This is a genomic window from Sphingobium psychrophilum (genome assembly GCF_012927105.1).
GTDB lineage: Bacteria > Pseudomonadota > Alphaproteobacteria > Sphingomonadales > Sphingomonadaceae > Sphingobium > Sphingobium psychrophilum.
Window position 1 is genome coordinate 120,356 of record NZ_JABBFV010000001.1, and the last position, 14,829, is coordinate 135,184.

Below are 14,829 nucleotides of genomic sequence, written 5' to 3' on the forward strand. Positions count from 1 at the left end.
TCCATGCAGGTCGGCGTTTTCATTCCCATCAACAATAATGGCTGGCTAATCAGCGAAAGCGCGCCGCAATATATGCCGAGCTTCGATCTCAACAAGGAGATCGCGCTGCGCGCCGAGAAATACGGGCTCGATTTCCTGCTATCGATGATCAAACTGCGCGGTTTTGGTGGCAAGACGCAGTTTTGGGAATATGGCCTTGAAAGCTTCACGCTGATGGCGGGCCTTGCTGCGGTGACGGAGAAGATCAAGATCTTCGCCACCTGCCCCACGCTGATCATTCCGCCCGCCTTCGCCGCGCGCATGGCCAATACCATCGACAGCATCAGTCATGGCCGTTTCGGGCTGAACCTGATTACCGGCTGGCAGCCGCCCGAATATACCCAGATGGGCCTGTGGCCAGGCGACGAGCATTTTCGCAATCGCTACGACGTGCTGGATGAATATGCACATGTGCTGCGCGAGTTGTGGGAGACCGGGCGCTCGGACTTCAAGGGCCAATATTATCAAATGGACGATTGCCTTGTCCGGCCGCAACCGCAAGCGGACATGAAGATCATCTGCGCGGGATCGTCCGACGCGGGACTGGCCTTCTCGGCCAAGTGGGCGGACTATGCCTTCTGCCTTGGCAAGGGCGTGAACACGCCGACCGCTTTTGCTTCCAATAACGACCGGCTGGCGAAGTTCACCGCACAGACCGGCCGCGACGTCTCGGTCTTCGTCCTGGTCATGGTGATCGCCGCTGAGACAGACGAGGAAGCCATGGCCAAATGGCGGCGCTATAATGACGGCGTCGATCTCGAAGCCATCGCATGGCTGGCCGATCAGGGTGCAAGGGACACGGTCAACACCGACACCAACGTCCGCCAACTCGCCGCGCCGGAAGGGGCCGTGAACATCAACATGGGCACACTGGTCGGCAGTTACAAAAGCGTGGCGCGCATGCTCGACGACATGGCCGAAGTGCCGAACACCGGTGGCGTGCTACTGACCTTCGACAATTTCATAGAAGGCGTAGAAGCGTTCGGAACACGCATACAGCCGCTAATGAAGAGCCGGGCCGGCATATCGCAACTTTGAGCGGGTTTCTAAATGGAACTTGGCGTTCCACATGCTTTGATGCCGCCGCATTCGGCAACAGGTTCTGTCGGGCCAAAAAAATGGCGCGTCGCCGCCGCTTCCGAAGCCGACCGTTTAGACGATACATCTCAATTCCCAAGTCCAGACGATCCGCTTTATGCCGCGATCTCTCTGCATCAGTGATCACGTCGGTTTGTTATGCATTTCTATAAAGGAACGGGAATTTTCACGCTAATGGAGCCCCAGTGATACAGCATCCCCGGACGCTGCGGCGAGGTCTGCGCCAGCGACGATGCGCCGCAGCCGCATGTCGAGTAAGGACAAGGCGACATTGGCGGCACTTTCCTCCCGCGTATTCACCAGGAACAGGTCGCTTGCGCCCATGTCGAATCGGCGGCGTTCCGCCACGGCCATGTCATCGGCGCGCTGCTTTTCCTGTTCGGACAGGCCGATGAGGCGCGCGGTTGCGTCGAGCGTGATGGCGATGCCGTCTATTTCGGCGCGAATCTGTTCGTCCAGCCACTGCGCGCGGGTACGGTTGGCGTCCAGTTCTGCTTGGCTCTGCATCAGCTTGCCGCGCGCGGTGCGCTGTTCGAGCGGAACGGAGAATTTGACGCCGAGCCGGACATCATTGCCGCTGCGCGAGACCCCGCCCGGCCCGATGTCGCCAATGTCGCGCGCCACCTCCATTTGCAGATCAAGACGCGGCAGCAGCGCGTTGCGATCCAGCGCCAGCCGATCCTGCACTAGCCGCTGCCGCAATTGCGCGACCATCAGGTCTGGCCGCTGCACCGAGTCCGGGCGCGCCGTCGCCAAAGGTTCGGGCAGCGACTGCGGCAGTTGGTCCGGGCGCGGGATGGTCGGTCGGCCCTCCGCATCGCGCCAGTAGAGCGACAGGCTGTTGGCGGCGGCGGCAAGCGCCTGTTGCGATTGCACCACCATCGCCTCGCGGCGGAGCAATTGCTGCTCATTTTCGGTCAGGATGATGCGGGGACGCAACCCTGCCTCGAACGTGCGTTGCAGACCGCGCTGCCGTTCCTGCGACAGCGACAGGAGGCGCTGGTAGATGGCCAGGCGCTGGCCTGCCGCGACCCACGAGAGATAGGCGTCAAGCGCCTTGCGCTGCACGCCGATGGCGACCATCTGCCGTTCTGCATCGCCGATCGCCTGATCGGCTTGCGCACTGACGCGGCCGAAGCGCCGCTCGTCGATCATGCGGTCGCGCAGCAGGGCAAAGACCGCGCCTGCGCGGATTTCACCCAGGTCGTTGGTGTAATTCTTGTCCTCATAGATGGGGAAGCGTCCGTTTGAGACGCGATAGCCGCCATAGACCTGCCCGCCCCAATCCTCGATCGGGCGGGCAACCTTCGCATCGGCGTAGGTTCCGCCATAATAGCCGAGCAGCCGTGACCCTCCTTCGGCCGAAAAGACCGTGTCGAACGCGCCTTCCGCCGTCAGCCGCTTCGCATCGGCGGCGCGCGTCCTGGCCAACGCCTCCAGAATCTGCGGCGATTGCCGTGCGGAATTGGCCAGCAGCGCGTCGATGGTAAGTGTAGGCGCGTCGACCGACGCCATCTGCGGCAGGGGCGCAATGTCCTGCGCGGCGAGTGGCGGAGCGGCGACACTGGCGGCGAGCGCCAGCAGGACGCCCGCGATCCTATTTGGCATTGCCACCATCCTTGCCGCCGCCGCCGGAAGCTTGGCCATAGGCTGCGCCTGTCGATGCGCTCTGGCCGGTCGGCTGGTCGAGCGCACCAACAGGATATTGCAGCGGAAAATCGTTGAGCAGCCGCCAGAGTTCGTAGCCGGTGGACACAGTGTCCATCATCACCCAGCCGCGCACCTTGGCGCCCAACCGCACGAATGGCTCTTTTGGCCAAGGGCGCGCGCCAGACTTCTGTTCAACAAGTACGCGAAACAGGCCGTTGGGCGACGCCGACACGTCAATAGCGCGGACCTGACCATCGAACATGCCGACCGCGACCGACGGCCAGCCACTGAACTGAACGGCGGGCCAGCCTTCAAATTCCAGCCGGACGGGGCGACCAGGATAGATCAGCGGCACGTCGCGTCCATCGACATACAACTCCACCACTCGCACCGCCTGTTCAGGGGCGAAGGTGGCGATGATGTCGCCCTCTTTCACCATCGTCGCATTGTCTCCGCCCAGGATACGCAGCACGCGACCGGTGCGCGGCGCGCGCACGATCTGGACCGATTGGCGATTAATGTTGATGTCGAGCCGGTTCCGGTCGGCGAGGCTCTTGGCGACCTTGGCTCCATAATCGGCCACCTTGATCTGCGCGAGTTCCAGATCACGGCGAGGCGACAGCCCTTCGGCATAGAGTTGCTGCATCCGGCCGACATCGCGCTGCGCCACGGCCATGGCCTGCTGCGTGGCGGCGATCTCGGCATCGGCCTGCGCACGCTCCGCGCGCAGGCGGCTGAGCAGATCAGGGTCATTGTCGGCGATGCGGGCTATGGGATCGCCCTTCTTCACCATCTCGCCGTCGGTCACATACCATTGTTCGACCCGGCCGGGGACGAGTGCGGTGATATTTTGCACCCGATCGCGCGGGTCGAGCGCAATGACCTGCCCCATGCCGGTGGAGGTTTGCACCCAGGGGACAAAGAGCAGGAAGGCAATGGATGCCGCCATCCCGAAGAGCAGCATCCAGCCGAACGCGCGCGCGGGGCGGGGCGGGCGAAGGCTTGCCAGCGTCTTGAAATGGGTGATATGATCAGCGCGAAACGGCATGGTCGCCTCCCCGGACTGCGGCAAAGGCGCTGCGATCCTGCGTCAGCAACTGGTGTGTGCGGCCCAGCCAGAGCATATGGTCGAAGCCAAGCGCATCGGGCCGAACCGTAAAGACGATGATCGTACTGCCATCCCCACCATCCAGCTGACGCAGCGCCGCACGCAGTTCCCCGGATGGCAGCATGTCGAACAGGTTTGAGAGGATGAGCAGCCGGGGCCGGGCGAGAATGGCACCGGCCAGTTTTAGTCGCATCGTATCGGCCACGGACAGCGGCCAGCCGGTCGAGGAAAGAAAGCTGTCCAGCCCCTGTGGCAACCGGGCGATCCGATCGCCCAGGCCCACTGTTTCCAATGCATCGAGCACCGTGGCAGAACTGGCGGTCGGATCTGCAAGGCGCAGATAGTCGCGAATGCTGCTTTCCACGATGGTCGGGCGATCGAGGACGATGACGTCGCTGCGTAGCTGATAGATGTTGAGCGCGCTGATGTCCGCGCCGCCCAGGCTGACAATCCCTTTGTCGGGGCGATAATGGCGTTTGAGCAGACGGGCCAGCAGCCGGTCGACACCGGGGTCGGCGGCGGCGGCGACATGGGAGCCCGCAGGCACGACGAGATCGAAAGAGGCGTCGTCCCCATCGGCTGCGATCCGCACCTGCCGCAATGCCAACGCCCCGTCGCGCGGCCGTGCGCCGCCACTGTTTTCGGCTGGCATATCCTCCAATGCGATCGCCCGAAATAAGGATAGTTCCTCGACAGCGGCGACCAGATCGTAAAAGGTGTCGAGATAGGGCCCAAGCTGCGCAGCGCCATAGAAGATGCTGGACAGGATCAATTCGGCAGCGACCAGTTGGCCGATCGACAACTGCCCTTGGATGACGAGCCATCCGCCCAACGCCAGCAGCGCCGCGCTGGCGATGGCGTAGAGCAGCAGCAGGGCTACCGCTTGCGGAAAGGTTGCGCGGAAATGGGTACGGTGGGCCGCCACATAGGCGGCGGTCCGGTTTTCCGACATGTCCATGGCATAGTCCAGATGGCGGCTGGACTTGTAAAAACCGTTCGACGCGCCGACGCTTTCGAGCCAATGGGCCGCCTCATATTTGCGGTGGCTCAGCGCAATGCCGCTTTCCATCGCGTGCCGCGCCCACAGCTTCCAGATCAGCCAGACCGTAAAGATGAAGAGCAGATTGAAGCCCAGGAAAACCGGATGGTAGAAGGATGTAACGACGAAGCCGACCATCGCCTGGAAGAAAATCGAAAATCCCCCGACCAGCAGGGAAGGGATCGCTTTCTGCACGTTCATCACTTCAAAAAAGCGGTTGAACAGGTCACCGCGCCGATCGTCCTGGAAAAAGGGGTTCTGCGCGTGGACTGCCTGCAGCGTGATTTCCGCCACGATCCGCGCGAACACGCGCCGCCGGAAAATCTCCATCACATAGATGCGCATTGCACCCAGGAACGCCCATAGCAGCAGCAGCGCGAGCAGTACGCCCGCCAGTGTGAACAGGGGTGCCGGCAAGGCAGTGTTGGCGACCGAGTTGATCAGCATCTGCACCGAAATCGGCGTCGCCAGCGAGAGGAATCCAATCGCCGCGCCATATGTCAATGCCATGGTCAGAAACGGACGTTCCGGTCCAAGCGCTGCCCGCGCCCAGCCTGCAAATGTCCCCCAATCAACCCGCTCATGCCCGTCGGCAGCCATCATCGAAGTCCTACGCTAATGTACGGCGATGCGCGGAAACCCCGTGAGGCCATCGTGCGTGTTGCGGTTCTAAAAGACGATCACCAATCAAGCGGTAACGAAACGATAGCTGCCACTGGCAGCCCGGCGCATTCACTTCGCTTCTTCCAGGGTCATGTCGTTCATAGATCGCCCTTCCTGTATCTTCGTCCATTTGCAAAATGAGTTACGGCAATCCTATGGATTGATATTCCCAATGATTGACAGAGGCTTCAGGATGAGCACGCGCAACCTCGACATCGACCTGCTTCGCACCTTTGTTACTATCGCCGATCTGGGAGGTTTCACAGCGGCCGGGGCGCGATTGGGACGGACTCAATCGACCATCAGTTTGCAGATCAAGCGTCTGGAGGTTCTGGTCGGCCGTACCCTGTTCGAACGGACGGCTCGGTCAGTGCGGTTGACGCCTGATGGACAGGTGCTGCTTGGTTCGGCCCGCAAGATCCTGCACATGAACGACAAAGTCATCGCGGAACTCACCGAACCGGACGTCAGCGGCGCCGTCCGGCTGGGCGTGCCGGAAGACTTCGCTACCGCGCATCTTCCCGATATCCTTGCCCTGTTCACGGATGCGCATCCTTTGGTCGAACTGGAAGTCACATGCGACCTGACACTTAACCTGCTTGATCGTTTCCACGCCGGTGCGTTCGATTTGGTCCTCGTCAAGCGCGAGCCGGCAGCCGCGCCTCAGGGCGTGCGCGTCTGGCGCGAGCCACTAGTGTGGGTAGCCCGCGACCAGGAGGCGGTCGGCGGGAACGAGGTGATTCCGCTCGTCGTTTCGCCTGAGCCATGCGTGTATCGCAAGCGCGCAACGGACGCGCTGGATGCGAGCGGCAGGACCTGGCGCATCGCGTACACCTCCACCAGCCTTGCGGGCGCGCAGGCTGCGGTAAAGGCGGGTCTGGGCATCTCGGTTCTGCCCAGAAAGATGGTGCCTGCGTTTCTCGTTCCTATAACGACAGCGCAATGGTTGCCAAAATTGCCGGATACCGAAATTGCCTTGATTGAAGGGCGTTCAATCTCTGACACCGGGCATTTGCTCGCCCAACATATCGTTCAGGCGCTGGAGCCTATAACCAATTAGACACATGGATAGGTGGGCAGCCAGCAATTCTGGATTCCAGCACAATCGACCCATGCCAGCCGCTCAGCTACAAAATTCTCGCCGCTTAATATAACATATTTCATGAAAGGCTGATGACAATTTCGATGCCAAACCCTGACTGCCATATAAGAATTCGCTAATTATTACCGTGTCGGCTCCCGCATAGACTGCCAGCGGCAGATCAATGCTTCGACGATATCACGCAAGATGATGCGGCCATCTGGGAAGTCATCATGATCGCTTCCCCGCGGTAAGAGTACGGCCCCTGATATTGACGCCATCAGGGCGCCAACTGCCGATTGAATGTTCGAATTCCGATGCGAACTGGGTGTCATCACGGACCTGACCGCCTGTTCGAAAAAGGCATGGATACGTGCTGCTGCGGGTGCAGTATCACGAATGGGAGCGGCATTCTGCGTGCCAGCGGTGTCGAACCAGAACAGGAACAGGCTGTTCATGCCGAAGGCGGCGATCTGGTCGCGTGAAAAATCGAAGGCCCGATCGGCAACGGCGAACAGGCGCTTTTCCGCGTCGTCATATGTGGCGAATTCCAACTCCAACTGATCAGCGAAATTGGCCAATTCGCTGTCACGGATCGCGAGAAACAGTGAATCGCGATCCGCAAAATACCGATACACCACGCCGGAGGAATAGCCGGCATAGCGGGCAATTCCACGAAGCGATATCGGTCCTGATGGCTTGGCCAGCAGCAGATGACGTCCCGCGTCAATCAATGCTTGCCGCACATGATCCTTAGCCTCTGCGCTGCGCGCCCGACGAGGCGATGCCGTGTTGCCAGCGACCAGGATATCTTGATGGCCCTTAGCATTGCTCTCCATTGCGCGCTTTCCTGTCTGATGTCGGGTGGTGAATAGCGTAATCACGGCGCATTGCCCCGCGATAAATTCGCTTGAATGAACAGTGTTACCCTATTAAGATAACGCTGTTTACATAAAGATCGCATCCGTGCTGCGGTGTGACGAATATGCATGAGGATGTTTGGTGACCGACCAGCCGAACTTGATAGATGAGCAGAATATCCGGCGCTGGATCGAAGCGACGATGGGCGATATTGTCGCCATGGATATCCTGCCGGGATGGCGCCCGGCGTGGAACGCATCGGTCCGCACGCCGGAGGGCATAATCCATATCCATATTCGCGGTGATCGGGGTGCGGGTCAGGAAACGCAGCCGTTGCGCGTAGAACATGATGTCTTGCGGTTGCTGGCGGACGAGGGCATCGCCGTGCCACATATCCATGGCTGGTGCGACAACCCCGCGGCGATTGCCATGGAGCGCATCGACGCGACGGCTTTCGCGGGCGGCGCCGACCGCGACGCAAACCTGCATCGGCTGGTCGGCGATTATATGGCGATCATGGCGTCCGTTCACCGGATCGATATAGCGAAGGCCGTAGAGATCGGATTGCCGCAACCCCAAGGCCCGCAAGCCATTGCGCTCGCCTATTTCGGCGATGCGGATCGGCATTATCAAGGGCATCGCGATGGGCCAGACCCGTTGATCGCCTTTCTGCGCAAATGGGTTCTGGGCAATCTTCCGCTGCATCGCACGCAAACGGCGCTGCTGATCGCAGACGCGCCGCAGTTTTTTCATGATGGGGACAGGATCACCCATATTTATGATCTGGAACTGGCGCATTTAGGCGACCCTATGGCGGACCTAGCATCGATCAGGGTGCGCGACATCAACGAACCGATCGGCGATTTGACGCCGTTGCTGCAACGCTATGCGGCTGAAAGCGGCAATGCGATCGACTGGGCTGCGCTTGATTTTCACACGATCGCGTCTTTCCTTGCCGTACCAATGCGGATGGAGTCGGCACTCCGCACGCAGCGCCAATTGCCTGCCTATGTCGAATATCTGTCTTGGGATCTTGGCTGTCGGCGCGCCGCGCTGGATGTGTTGGCGCAGGTGCGCGGTGTCGATCTCGTGCCTGTCACCGATCTGGCGCCTGTCGAAAAATCAACGGACATTATTTATGATAATCTGGTCGCGAGTTGCGCCGACCTGCCTGCCGCCAGCGGGCGACTGCGCGAACCCCCGGCCTTGTCGCTTGCCCGCCATGTCCGGCGTCGCGAAGCGATAGGCGACGAAATCGCGCGCCGCGACCGATTGGAAGCAGAACGATTATTGGGCCAGCGTTTCGAAAGCGCCGCGGCGGTGGAAACGGCGCTGGAGCGTTATGTGCTGGACGCCGGGCCAGACGAGGATGCCGACCTGATAGGCCTATTCCATCGCCGCACGATGCGCGCACTGCAATTGCTGCATGGCTACCCTGGGCCGATCGTGAACAGAGTGCCCGGCCCTATCGATCGGCTGGCTTTTTCCAGCTCACATTCGACGACTGTCATGGCGCACGACTCGGCCACCCATATCTAGAAAGAGGATAGGCGCATGGAGCAGGAGCAGGCTTTCAGGGGTGAAATGCTCTACACCGGGATGCTGGAAGGCGCGCTTGTGGACCCGGATTATTCGGTGCGGGTCGACAATGTCCGATGGTCGCAGCCTGGCGAAGCAACTATCCTGTCGGATCAATTCTTCCTGGAATGGCTGATGTACCGGGAGGATGATATCGAATGCGCACGTCCAGGGCGCAACTTCGTGACGTCTCATGCCGTCATCCTCGTGCCGCCAGGGCAGGCGGTGCGGACGCGCTGGAACAGCGGCCGTCTTAGGACCATATCCTGTAGCTTTCGGTCCGAATTACTGGCCGACTATCCTCAATTGCTGTCGTTCCTCTCCAGTCTCGACGGGGACCATCAGTTCAATCTCGACAGCCCATTCCTCCAGGCCGGCCTGACCCGTATCGCTGACGAGGTCGTCACGCCGGGCCTCGACAGCGGGTTCATGGTCCGGTCGCTACTGTTCGCCATTTGCGGCGAGATACGCCGTGCGACGCTGGGGCAACCGGTGCCGCAGGAGTGCGACGGCGCCCTTTCGCCCGGCCAGATGACGATGTTGCGGCAGGTTCTGCATGAAAGCGGCAAATTGCCCACGGTGGTCGATCTGGCACAGCATTGTGGTGTGACGTCGCGTGCCTTGTCACCGCTGGTGAAGCGCGCCACGGGCGTTACCCTGCGCCATTATATCGCACGGGAGCGCCTGAACCGCGCGAAGGCGCTGCTCGACGATCAAAAACTGATGGTCAAGCAAGTCGCCTATTCCTGCGGCTTTGCCAGCGCGGCAGCGTTCACGGCCGCCTTTCGCAAGACGACGGGCATGACGCCGGTCGAGTATCGGACGCGATGCTGATCGGCTCCTTCTCCAGATTGAAAGTCACCCACAATGCTGACCGTGCATCACCTCAACGACTCCCGCGCTCAGAAGACGATATGGCTGCTCGAAGAACTGGGCTTGCCCTATGATCTGGTGCCTTATCAGCGGCATCAGGTAACGATGATGGCACCACCCGCGCTCAAGGCGCTGCATCCGGTCGGCAAGTCGCCGATGATCGAGGACGAGGGACGGATCGTCATCGAATCGGGCGCGATTACGGAGCATATCATCGAGCGGCATGGCGATGGTAGATTGGCGCCAGTGCCGGGTACGGACGCGCATGAGCGGTATAGGCAATGGCTTTATTACGCCGTGTCGTCCGGCATGAACCCGATCATGATAAAGGTCTATGCCCGCGCCTTCGGTTTGGATGGCAGCCCGATCGATGAGGCAGCCAATACCGAACTGGCGACGGCGCTGGCCTATATCGACGATGCGTTGGCCGACGCCCCCTTCCTTCTGGGCGAGGATTTTTCCGCTGCCGATATCCAGATGAGCTTCATCCCTGAAATCGCGCAGACGCTGATGCCGATCGACGCCTATCACCATATCGTGACCTGGCTGAACAGGCTGCATGGCCGTCCTGCCTTCCGGCGGAGCATCGAGCGAGGCGGCGACTATAAACTGGCGGACAAGGCGGGACTGCGGGAGCCAGTTGCATGACCAATATACTGTCGGCGACGCCGGAAGGCGGTTTCGATCTGGGACATGGGATGATGATGCCGGACGCCGCGATCCTGCGCGATGGTCGTGTAGCGGCGGACAGCTTCTGGAGCGAGGCCCGGCATGCGGCCGAGCGCGACGCGATATACCGGCGATGCTGGCTTTATATGGTGCGCGCGGAGGACCTGCCGGAACCGGGCGATTATGTTGTGCGCAATGTCGAGATTTGCGGCGTGTCGGTGCTGATCGTGCGGGGCAAGGACGACGTGCTGCGCGCCTTCCACAATGTCTGTCGCCATCGCGGAATGCCTGTCGCCGACGGCGCCTGCGGCAAGGCAGAGGCATTTCGCTGCCCCTACCATAGCTGGACCTTCGGCCTGGACGGCAGCCTGAAGGCCATCCCCAACCAGCGCCGTTTTCCGGCGTTAGATGCGGGTGATCTGGGGTTGGTGCCGATCGCGATCGACGTGTTTGCCGGGTTCGTGTTCATCAATCTCGATCCACAGCCCGGTTTGTCACTCAAGGCGTTTCTGGGTGGTATCGCGCCGCTGCTGGAGGCGACGACGCTGGCCCCCTTCACCCATCGGGACAGCCTGTCATATGACGTCGCGGCCAATTGGAAGGCGGGGCTGGATCCGCAATATGAAGGCTATCATGTCGGCACCGTCCATGCCCTGACGATCCGCGAAATATCGGTGACGCCTGCCAACCCCTTTTCCGAATTCCGCAAGATGGCCTTTGCCGGGCCGCACGCGGCAGGCTGGTCGCAGGGTAACCCGAGTTGGCGACCACGCGCCGACCGGATCGTCCAGTCCTTTGCGGTGCAGACGATGGGGGCGTTGGCAGGGCGCGTAGCGGGCGAGGGCTATCCGAGCGCAGAGACTCCGGCGTCGCTGGCGATATTTCCCAATTTCATGATCCATCCCGGCGCAGGCGGCTGGTTCACGCAGCAGCATTGGCCGCTGACGGCGCAGAGCCATCGCTGGACGGCGCATTATTATTATCATGCCCCCGTCACAGCCAGCGAACGCCTGGCGATCGCCCAGGCGACCGCATTCGGGCGGGATTCGGGGATGGAGGATTTCATGGTGATGGCGCGGCAGCAAAAGGGACTGGCGTCCGGCGCAACCGACAGCTTCTATTATGGCGAGGCTGAGATGCTTCCCCGACACCGCGCGGCGGTGATCCGATCCGTTTTGAACGGCGCGCAGGCGAACATGAGGAGCGCGGCATGAGTGCCAGCCTGCCCGCGGCCTTCGCTGATCTGGAACCGTTCGCCCATTTGTGGATCGGACTGGAGACGATGGAAAGCCGCTATCGCGCGCGTCAGGACATGCCGTTCGATGCGCTGAAGCAGTTTTATGATACTACCGCGCCCCGGCTGGCCGACATCATGGCGCATCTCGATGCGTTCGGATCGGACACCCTGCCATCGGCCGAAGCGCGGCTCTATCGCATGGTGCTGGGGCTGGTAGAGGCGGCGCAGGCGGTGGAGTTTTTCGCGAGTGCCCGACTGCCCGGTGCGCCCTATCCGCACGATGTCGCGGTGGGCGGCCAGGCGGCGCTGTCAGACTGAGGATACAGGCGCGGTCCGGCTGGCAGCAATCAGAATGAGCGCCGCCACAACCTCCGATCCGATCGAAGCCGCGAGGATCGGCGCATAGCCGTCCATCGCGATGGAAATGATCCGTGCGGCCACGAAGCCTGCAAAGATTACGCCAACGGCGAGCAAAAGGGGTTGCCGAAAACGAGGCGTTCCAAGACCGTAGAGGATAAGTCCCCCCATGGCCCAGAAGGAGCCAGCGTAAATTGCACGCGCTTCGTTCAGGCCAGCCACCCCGCTGGGTTGCAGCGCGGTCATGTCGGTAATGGCGGTCGTTGCGACCAGGGCGTAGATGCCGAATGCGATCAGGGCGAAACCGATCACGCCGGACAAGGAACCCAATATCTTGTTCACGCAGTTGCTCCAATTGTTTCGCGGGGTTGACGATCAGCCTTGCGGACCTGAACCGGGATGCCGTTCAGCACGGCATTGCCCGAAATGACGTCGACCATCGTGCCGGGGCTGAGGATATTGGTGTTGGCCCCGGCGTGCGCCTGGGCGATCGCGATTTGGGTCTGTGGATCGCGATGCCCCCAGCCGTGCGGCATTGACACCACGCCGGGGCGGATGTCGTCGTCAATCTCCAGCGGGACATGGATTTCGCCCGATGCAGAGGTCAGCGCGACCAGATCGCCGTTGACCAGCCCATGAGCGGCGGCGTCGATGCTGTGCATTTGCAGGGTGCAGCGATCCTTGCCCTTCACCAGCGTATCGATGTTGTGCATCCAGCTATTGAGCGAGCGGAGATGGCGGCGGCTGACCAGAACGAGCGAGGGATCATTGGCGACCAGCGCCCGCTCCAGCCGGGGGAGGTCGGACAGGATGAGGGCAGGCGTGAGGTCGATCTTGCCGGACGGGGTTTCGAACCCCTCATGCGCGCGCGGGATGGCGGGCGCCACGATCAGCCCGTCGGGTTCGTCACGGAAACTGTCGAGCGTCAGGCCGTCGGCTACCATGCCGAAGCGATCGCCGAATGGGCCGGTTCGGATTGCCAGGTCCAAAATGCGATCCGGTCCACGGTGGGGCAGCGCCGCGATCGCCATGTCGGGGTCGATCCCGCGCCCGGTGGCTAGTGCGCGGAAATAGCCATCGTCCATGGCGTCCAAGTCAGCATCCGGCTGGCCAGCGATGATCGCGCCGACCCGCGCGACGACGCGCCAATGGTCGGGGCGGTCGGCGACGGGAAATACCGGTGGCGAATAATGGCCGCCGCTCGTCAGGCAGAAGACCCACGACCACATGTCATAATGCGCGCTTTCCAGCATGGACGGGCTGGGCAGGATGACATGGGCGTGGCGGGTGGTTTCGTTGAGATAATTGTCCAGGCTGACCATGCATTCCAGCAGCGGAAGCGCCTGTGCGAGCTTGTCCGAATCCGGGGCACTGAGCGCCGGGTTGGCGGCGAAGGTCAGCAGCCCCTTGATCTGGCCCGGTCCCGGCGTCGCGATCTCTTCGGCCATGCAGGAAGCGGGGAACTGGCCCAGCACGGCGGGCACGCCGCGCACCCGGCTCTTGCCCATGACGACGGGCATGTCGGCGGGCAGCGTCGCCAGCATGTCGACCAGCGGCGCGACGGGGCGGCTCCACATGCTGCCACCCTGCCGGTCCAGATTACCGGTCAGGATCGCGAGCACGTCGATCATCCAGGACGCCAGCGTCCCGAATGTCTGGGTGCAGGTGCCGATGCGGCCGTAAATGGCGGATCGTTCCGTGCGGATCAGTTCGTCGGCCAGGTTTTCAATGACGATGGCGTCAATACCACAATGATGGGCGACCCATTGGGGGCTGAAACCAGTGACGATCTCCCGCAGCGTCTCCAGCCCGTCGACCAGGCCGTCGAGGTGCCGCAACCGCACGGCGTCGCGGGCGAAGAGGACATGGGCGATGCCGAGCATGAAGGCCGCGTCGCTACCGGGCTTCAGGCCGATCCACTGGTCGGCCGATCGTGCCGTCTGGGTGCGGACGGGATCGATGACGATGACGCGGCCGCCGCGCGCGCGCAGATCCCGCATCGCGCCCATCACATCGCGATGGGAAAAGATGCTGCCCTTCGACGCGGCCGGATTGCCGCCGAAGATGACGAACAGGTCGGTATGGTCGAGGTCTGGAATGGGTATTTTCCATTCATTGCCGAACATCAGCATGGCCGACAGATTCTTGGGGTGCTGATCGACCGTGCCGGACGAATAGACCTGTTGAATGCCCGACGTCGCCAGCATCAGACCCGAATAGCGAGACAGCGTGGCGTCCTTGCCCGCCATATTGCCACCATAAGCCGCGAACGCATGGGAGCCATGGCGCTCGCGCACCCCTTCGACCAATGTCTCCAGACGATCGAACGCGGCCTCCCACGAGGCGCTTTTCCACGCGCCCCTGTCGCGTATCATCGGCGTGCGAAGCCGGTCGGGATCATGATGGAGCGCGCCCAAAGTCGTCCCTTTGGGGCAGATATGGCCTAGGCTCCACCGATCCTGCTTGTTGGGGCGGACGGTCGCCGCCCGTCCGCCCTCCACGGTTACGGTAACCCCGCACATCCCCTCGCACAGGGGGCAGGTGCGGTGCTGTACGCCATCGTGGGTCATCGTCAT

Annotated in this window: 13 protein-coding genes; 7 read left to right on the plus strand and 6 right to left on the minus strand. The window is 61.7% G+C overall.

The features are described 5' to 3' along the window. Positions 1-3: 3 nt before the first annotated feature. Entirely contained in the window at positions 4-1,077 is a 1,074-nt protein-coding gene (gene rutA / locus HHL08_RS00565) for a pyrimidine utilization protein A (protein WP_169570486.1), read from the plus strand. Between the two features lie 231 nt (positions 1,078-1,308). On the opposite strand, the gene HHL08_RS00570 is transcribed toward rutA, so the two are convergent. Genes HHL08_RS00570 through HHL08_RS00580 form a run of 3 tightly spaced genes read right to left on the minus strand, consistent with a single transcriptional unit; the run spans position 1,309 to position 5,444 of the window. After that, positions 1,309-2,745 carry a TolC family protein gene (locus HHL08_RS00570; protein WP_169570488.1) on the minus strand — a complete coding sequence of 479 codons (1,437 nt, stop codon included), beginning with the start codon at positions 2,743-2,745 and terminating at the stop codon, positions 1,309-1,311. Next, positions 2,735-3,835: an efflux RND transporter periplasmic adaptor subunit gene (locus HHL08_RS00575; protein WP_169570489.1), complete on the minus strand. Its 1,101-nt coding sequence runs from the start codon at positions 3,833-3,835 to the stop codon at positions 2,735-2,737. The genes HHL08_RS00570 and HHL08_RS00575 overlap by 11 nt, the downstream gene beginning before the upstream one ends. Beyond that, positions 3,819-5,444 carry an ABC transporter transmembrane domain-containing protein gene (locus HHL08_RS00580; protein WP_235954516.1) on the minus strand — a complete coding sequence of 542 codons (1,626 nt, stop codon included), beginning with the start codon at positions 5,442-5,444 and terminating at the stop codon, positions 3,819-3,821. The genes HHL08_RS00575 and HHL08_RS00580 overlap by 17 nt, the downstream gene beginning before the upstream one ends. A 346-nt stretch (positions 5,445-5,790) precedes the next feature. On the opposite strand from HHL08_RS00580, the gene HHL08_RS00585 reads away from it, so the two are divergent. Next, on the plus strand, positions 5,791-6,657 hold the full coding sequence (locus tag HHL08_RS00585) for a LysR substrate-binding domain-containing protein (RefSeq protein WP_169570493.1): 867 nt from the start codon (positions 5,791-5,793) through the stop codon (positions 6,655-6,657). Between the two features lie 164 nt (positions 6,658-6,821). Here the strand turns inward: HHL08_RS00585 and HHL08_RS00590 are convergent, their stop codons facing one another. Beyond that, a complete protein-coding gene (locus HHL08_RS00590) occupies positions 6,822-7,517 on the minus strand; it encodes a TetR/AcrR family transcriptional regulator (RefSeq protein WP_169570494.1) in 696 nt (231 codons plus the stop codon). Between the two features lie 163 nt (positions 7,518-7,680). Here HHL08_RS00590 and HHL08_RS00595 point away from each other — a divergent pair, with 163 nt between their 5' ends. The 5 genes from HHL08_RS00595 to HHL08_RS00615 are packed head-to-tail and all read left to right on the plus strand — an operon-like array spanning position 7,681 to position 12,214. Then, positions 7,681-9,078 carry a phosphotransferase gene (locus HHL08_RS00595; RefSeq protein ID WP_169570495.1) on the plus strand — a complete coding sequence of 466 codons (1,398 nt, stop codon included), beginning with the start codon at positions 7,681-7,683 and terminating at the stop codon, positions 9,076-9,078. 15 nt (positions 9,079-9,093) lie between these two features. Beyond that, positions 9,094-9,951 carry a helix-turn-helix transcriptional regulator gene (locus HHL08_RS00600; RefSeq protein ID WP_169570496.1) on the plus strand — a complete coding sequence of 286 codons (858 nt, stop codon included), beginning with the start codon at positions 9,094-9,096 and terminating at the stop codon, positions 9,949-9,951. 33 nt (positions 9,952-9,984) lie between these two features. After that, positions 9,985-10,638, plus strand: a complete 654-nt coding sequence (locus tag HHL08_RS00605) for a glutathione S-transferase family protein (RefSeq protein WP_169570497.1) — start codon at positions 9,985-9,987, stop codon at positions 10,636-10,638. Continuing rightward, positions 10,635-11,873 carry an aromatic ring-hydroxylating oxygenase subunit alpha gene (locus HHL08_RS00610; protein WP_169570498.1) on the plus strand — a complete coding sequence of 413 codons (1,239 nt, stop codon included), beginning with the start codon at positions 10,635-10,637 and terminating at the stop codon, positions 11,871-11,873. Before HHL08_RS00605 ends, HHL08_RS00610 begins: the two co-directional genes overlap by 4 nt. Continuing rightward, positions 11,870-12,214: a hypothetical protein gene (locus HHL08_RS00615; protein ID WP_169570499.1), complete on the plus strand. Its 345-nt coding sequence runs from the start codon at positions 11,870-11,872 to the stop codon at positions 12,212-12,214. Before HHL08_RS00610 ends, HHL08_RS00615 begins: the two co-directional genes overlap by 4 nt. Here HHL08_RS00615 and HHL08_RS00620 read toward each other — a convergent pair. Together HHL08_RS00620 and HHL08_RS00625 are read right to left on the minus strand one after the other, a co-directional pair. Next, complete coding sequence (locus HHL08_RS00620; protein ID WP_169570500.1) at positions 12,206-12,595, minus strand: DUF4345 family protein; 390 nt, start codon at positions 12,593-12,595, stop codon at positions 12,206-12,208. The genes HHL08_RS00615 and HHL08_RS00620 overlap by 9 nt on opposite strands. Continuing rightward, positions 12,592-14,829, minus strand: a complete 2,238-nt coding sequence (locus HHL08_RS00625) for a molybdopterin-dependent oxidoreductase (RefSeq protein ID WP_169570501.1) — start codon at positions 14,827-14,829, stop codon at positions 12,592-12,594. The genes HHL08_RS00620 and HHL08_RS00625 overlap by 4 nt, the downstream gene beginning before the upstream one ends.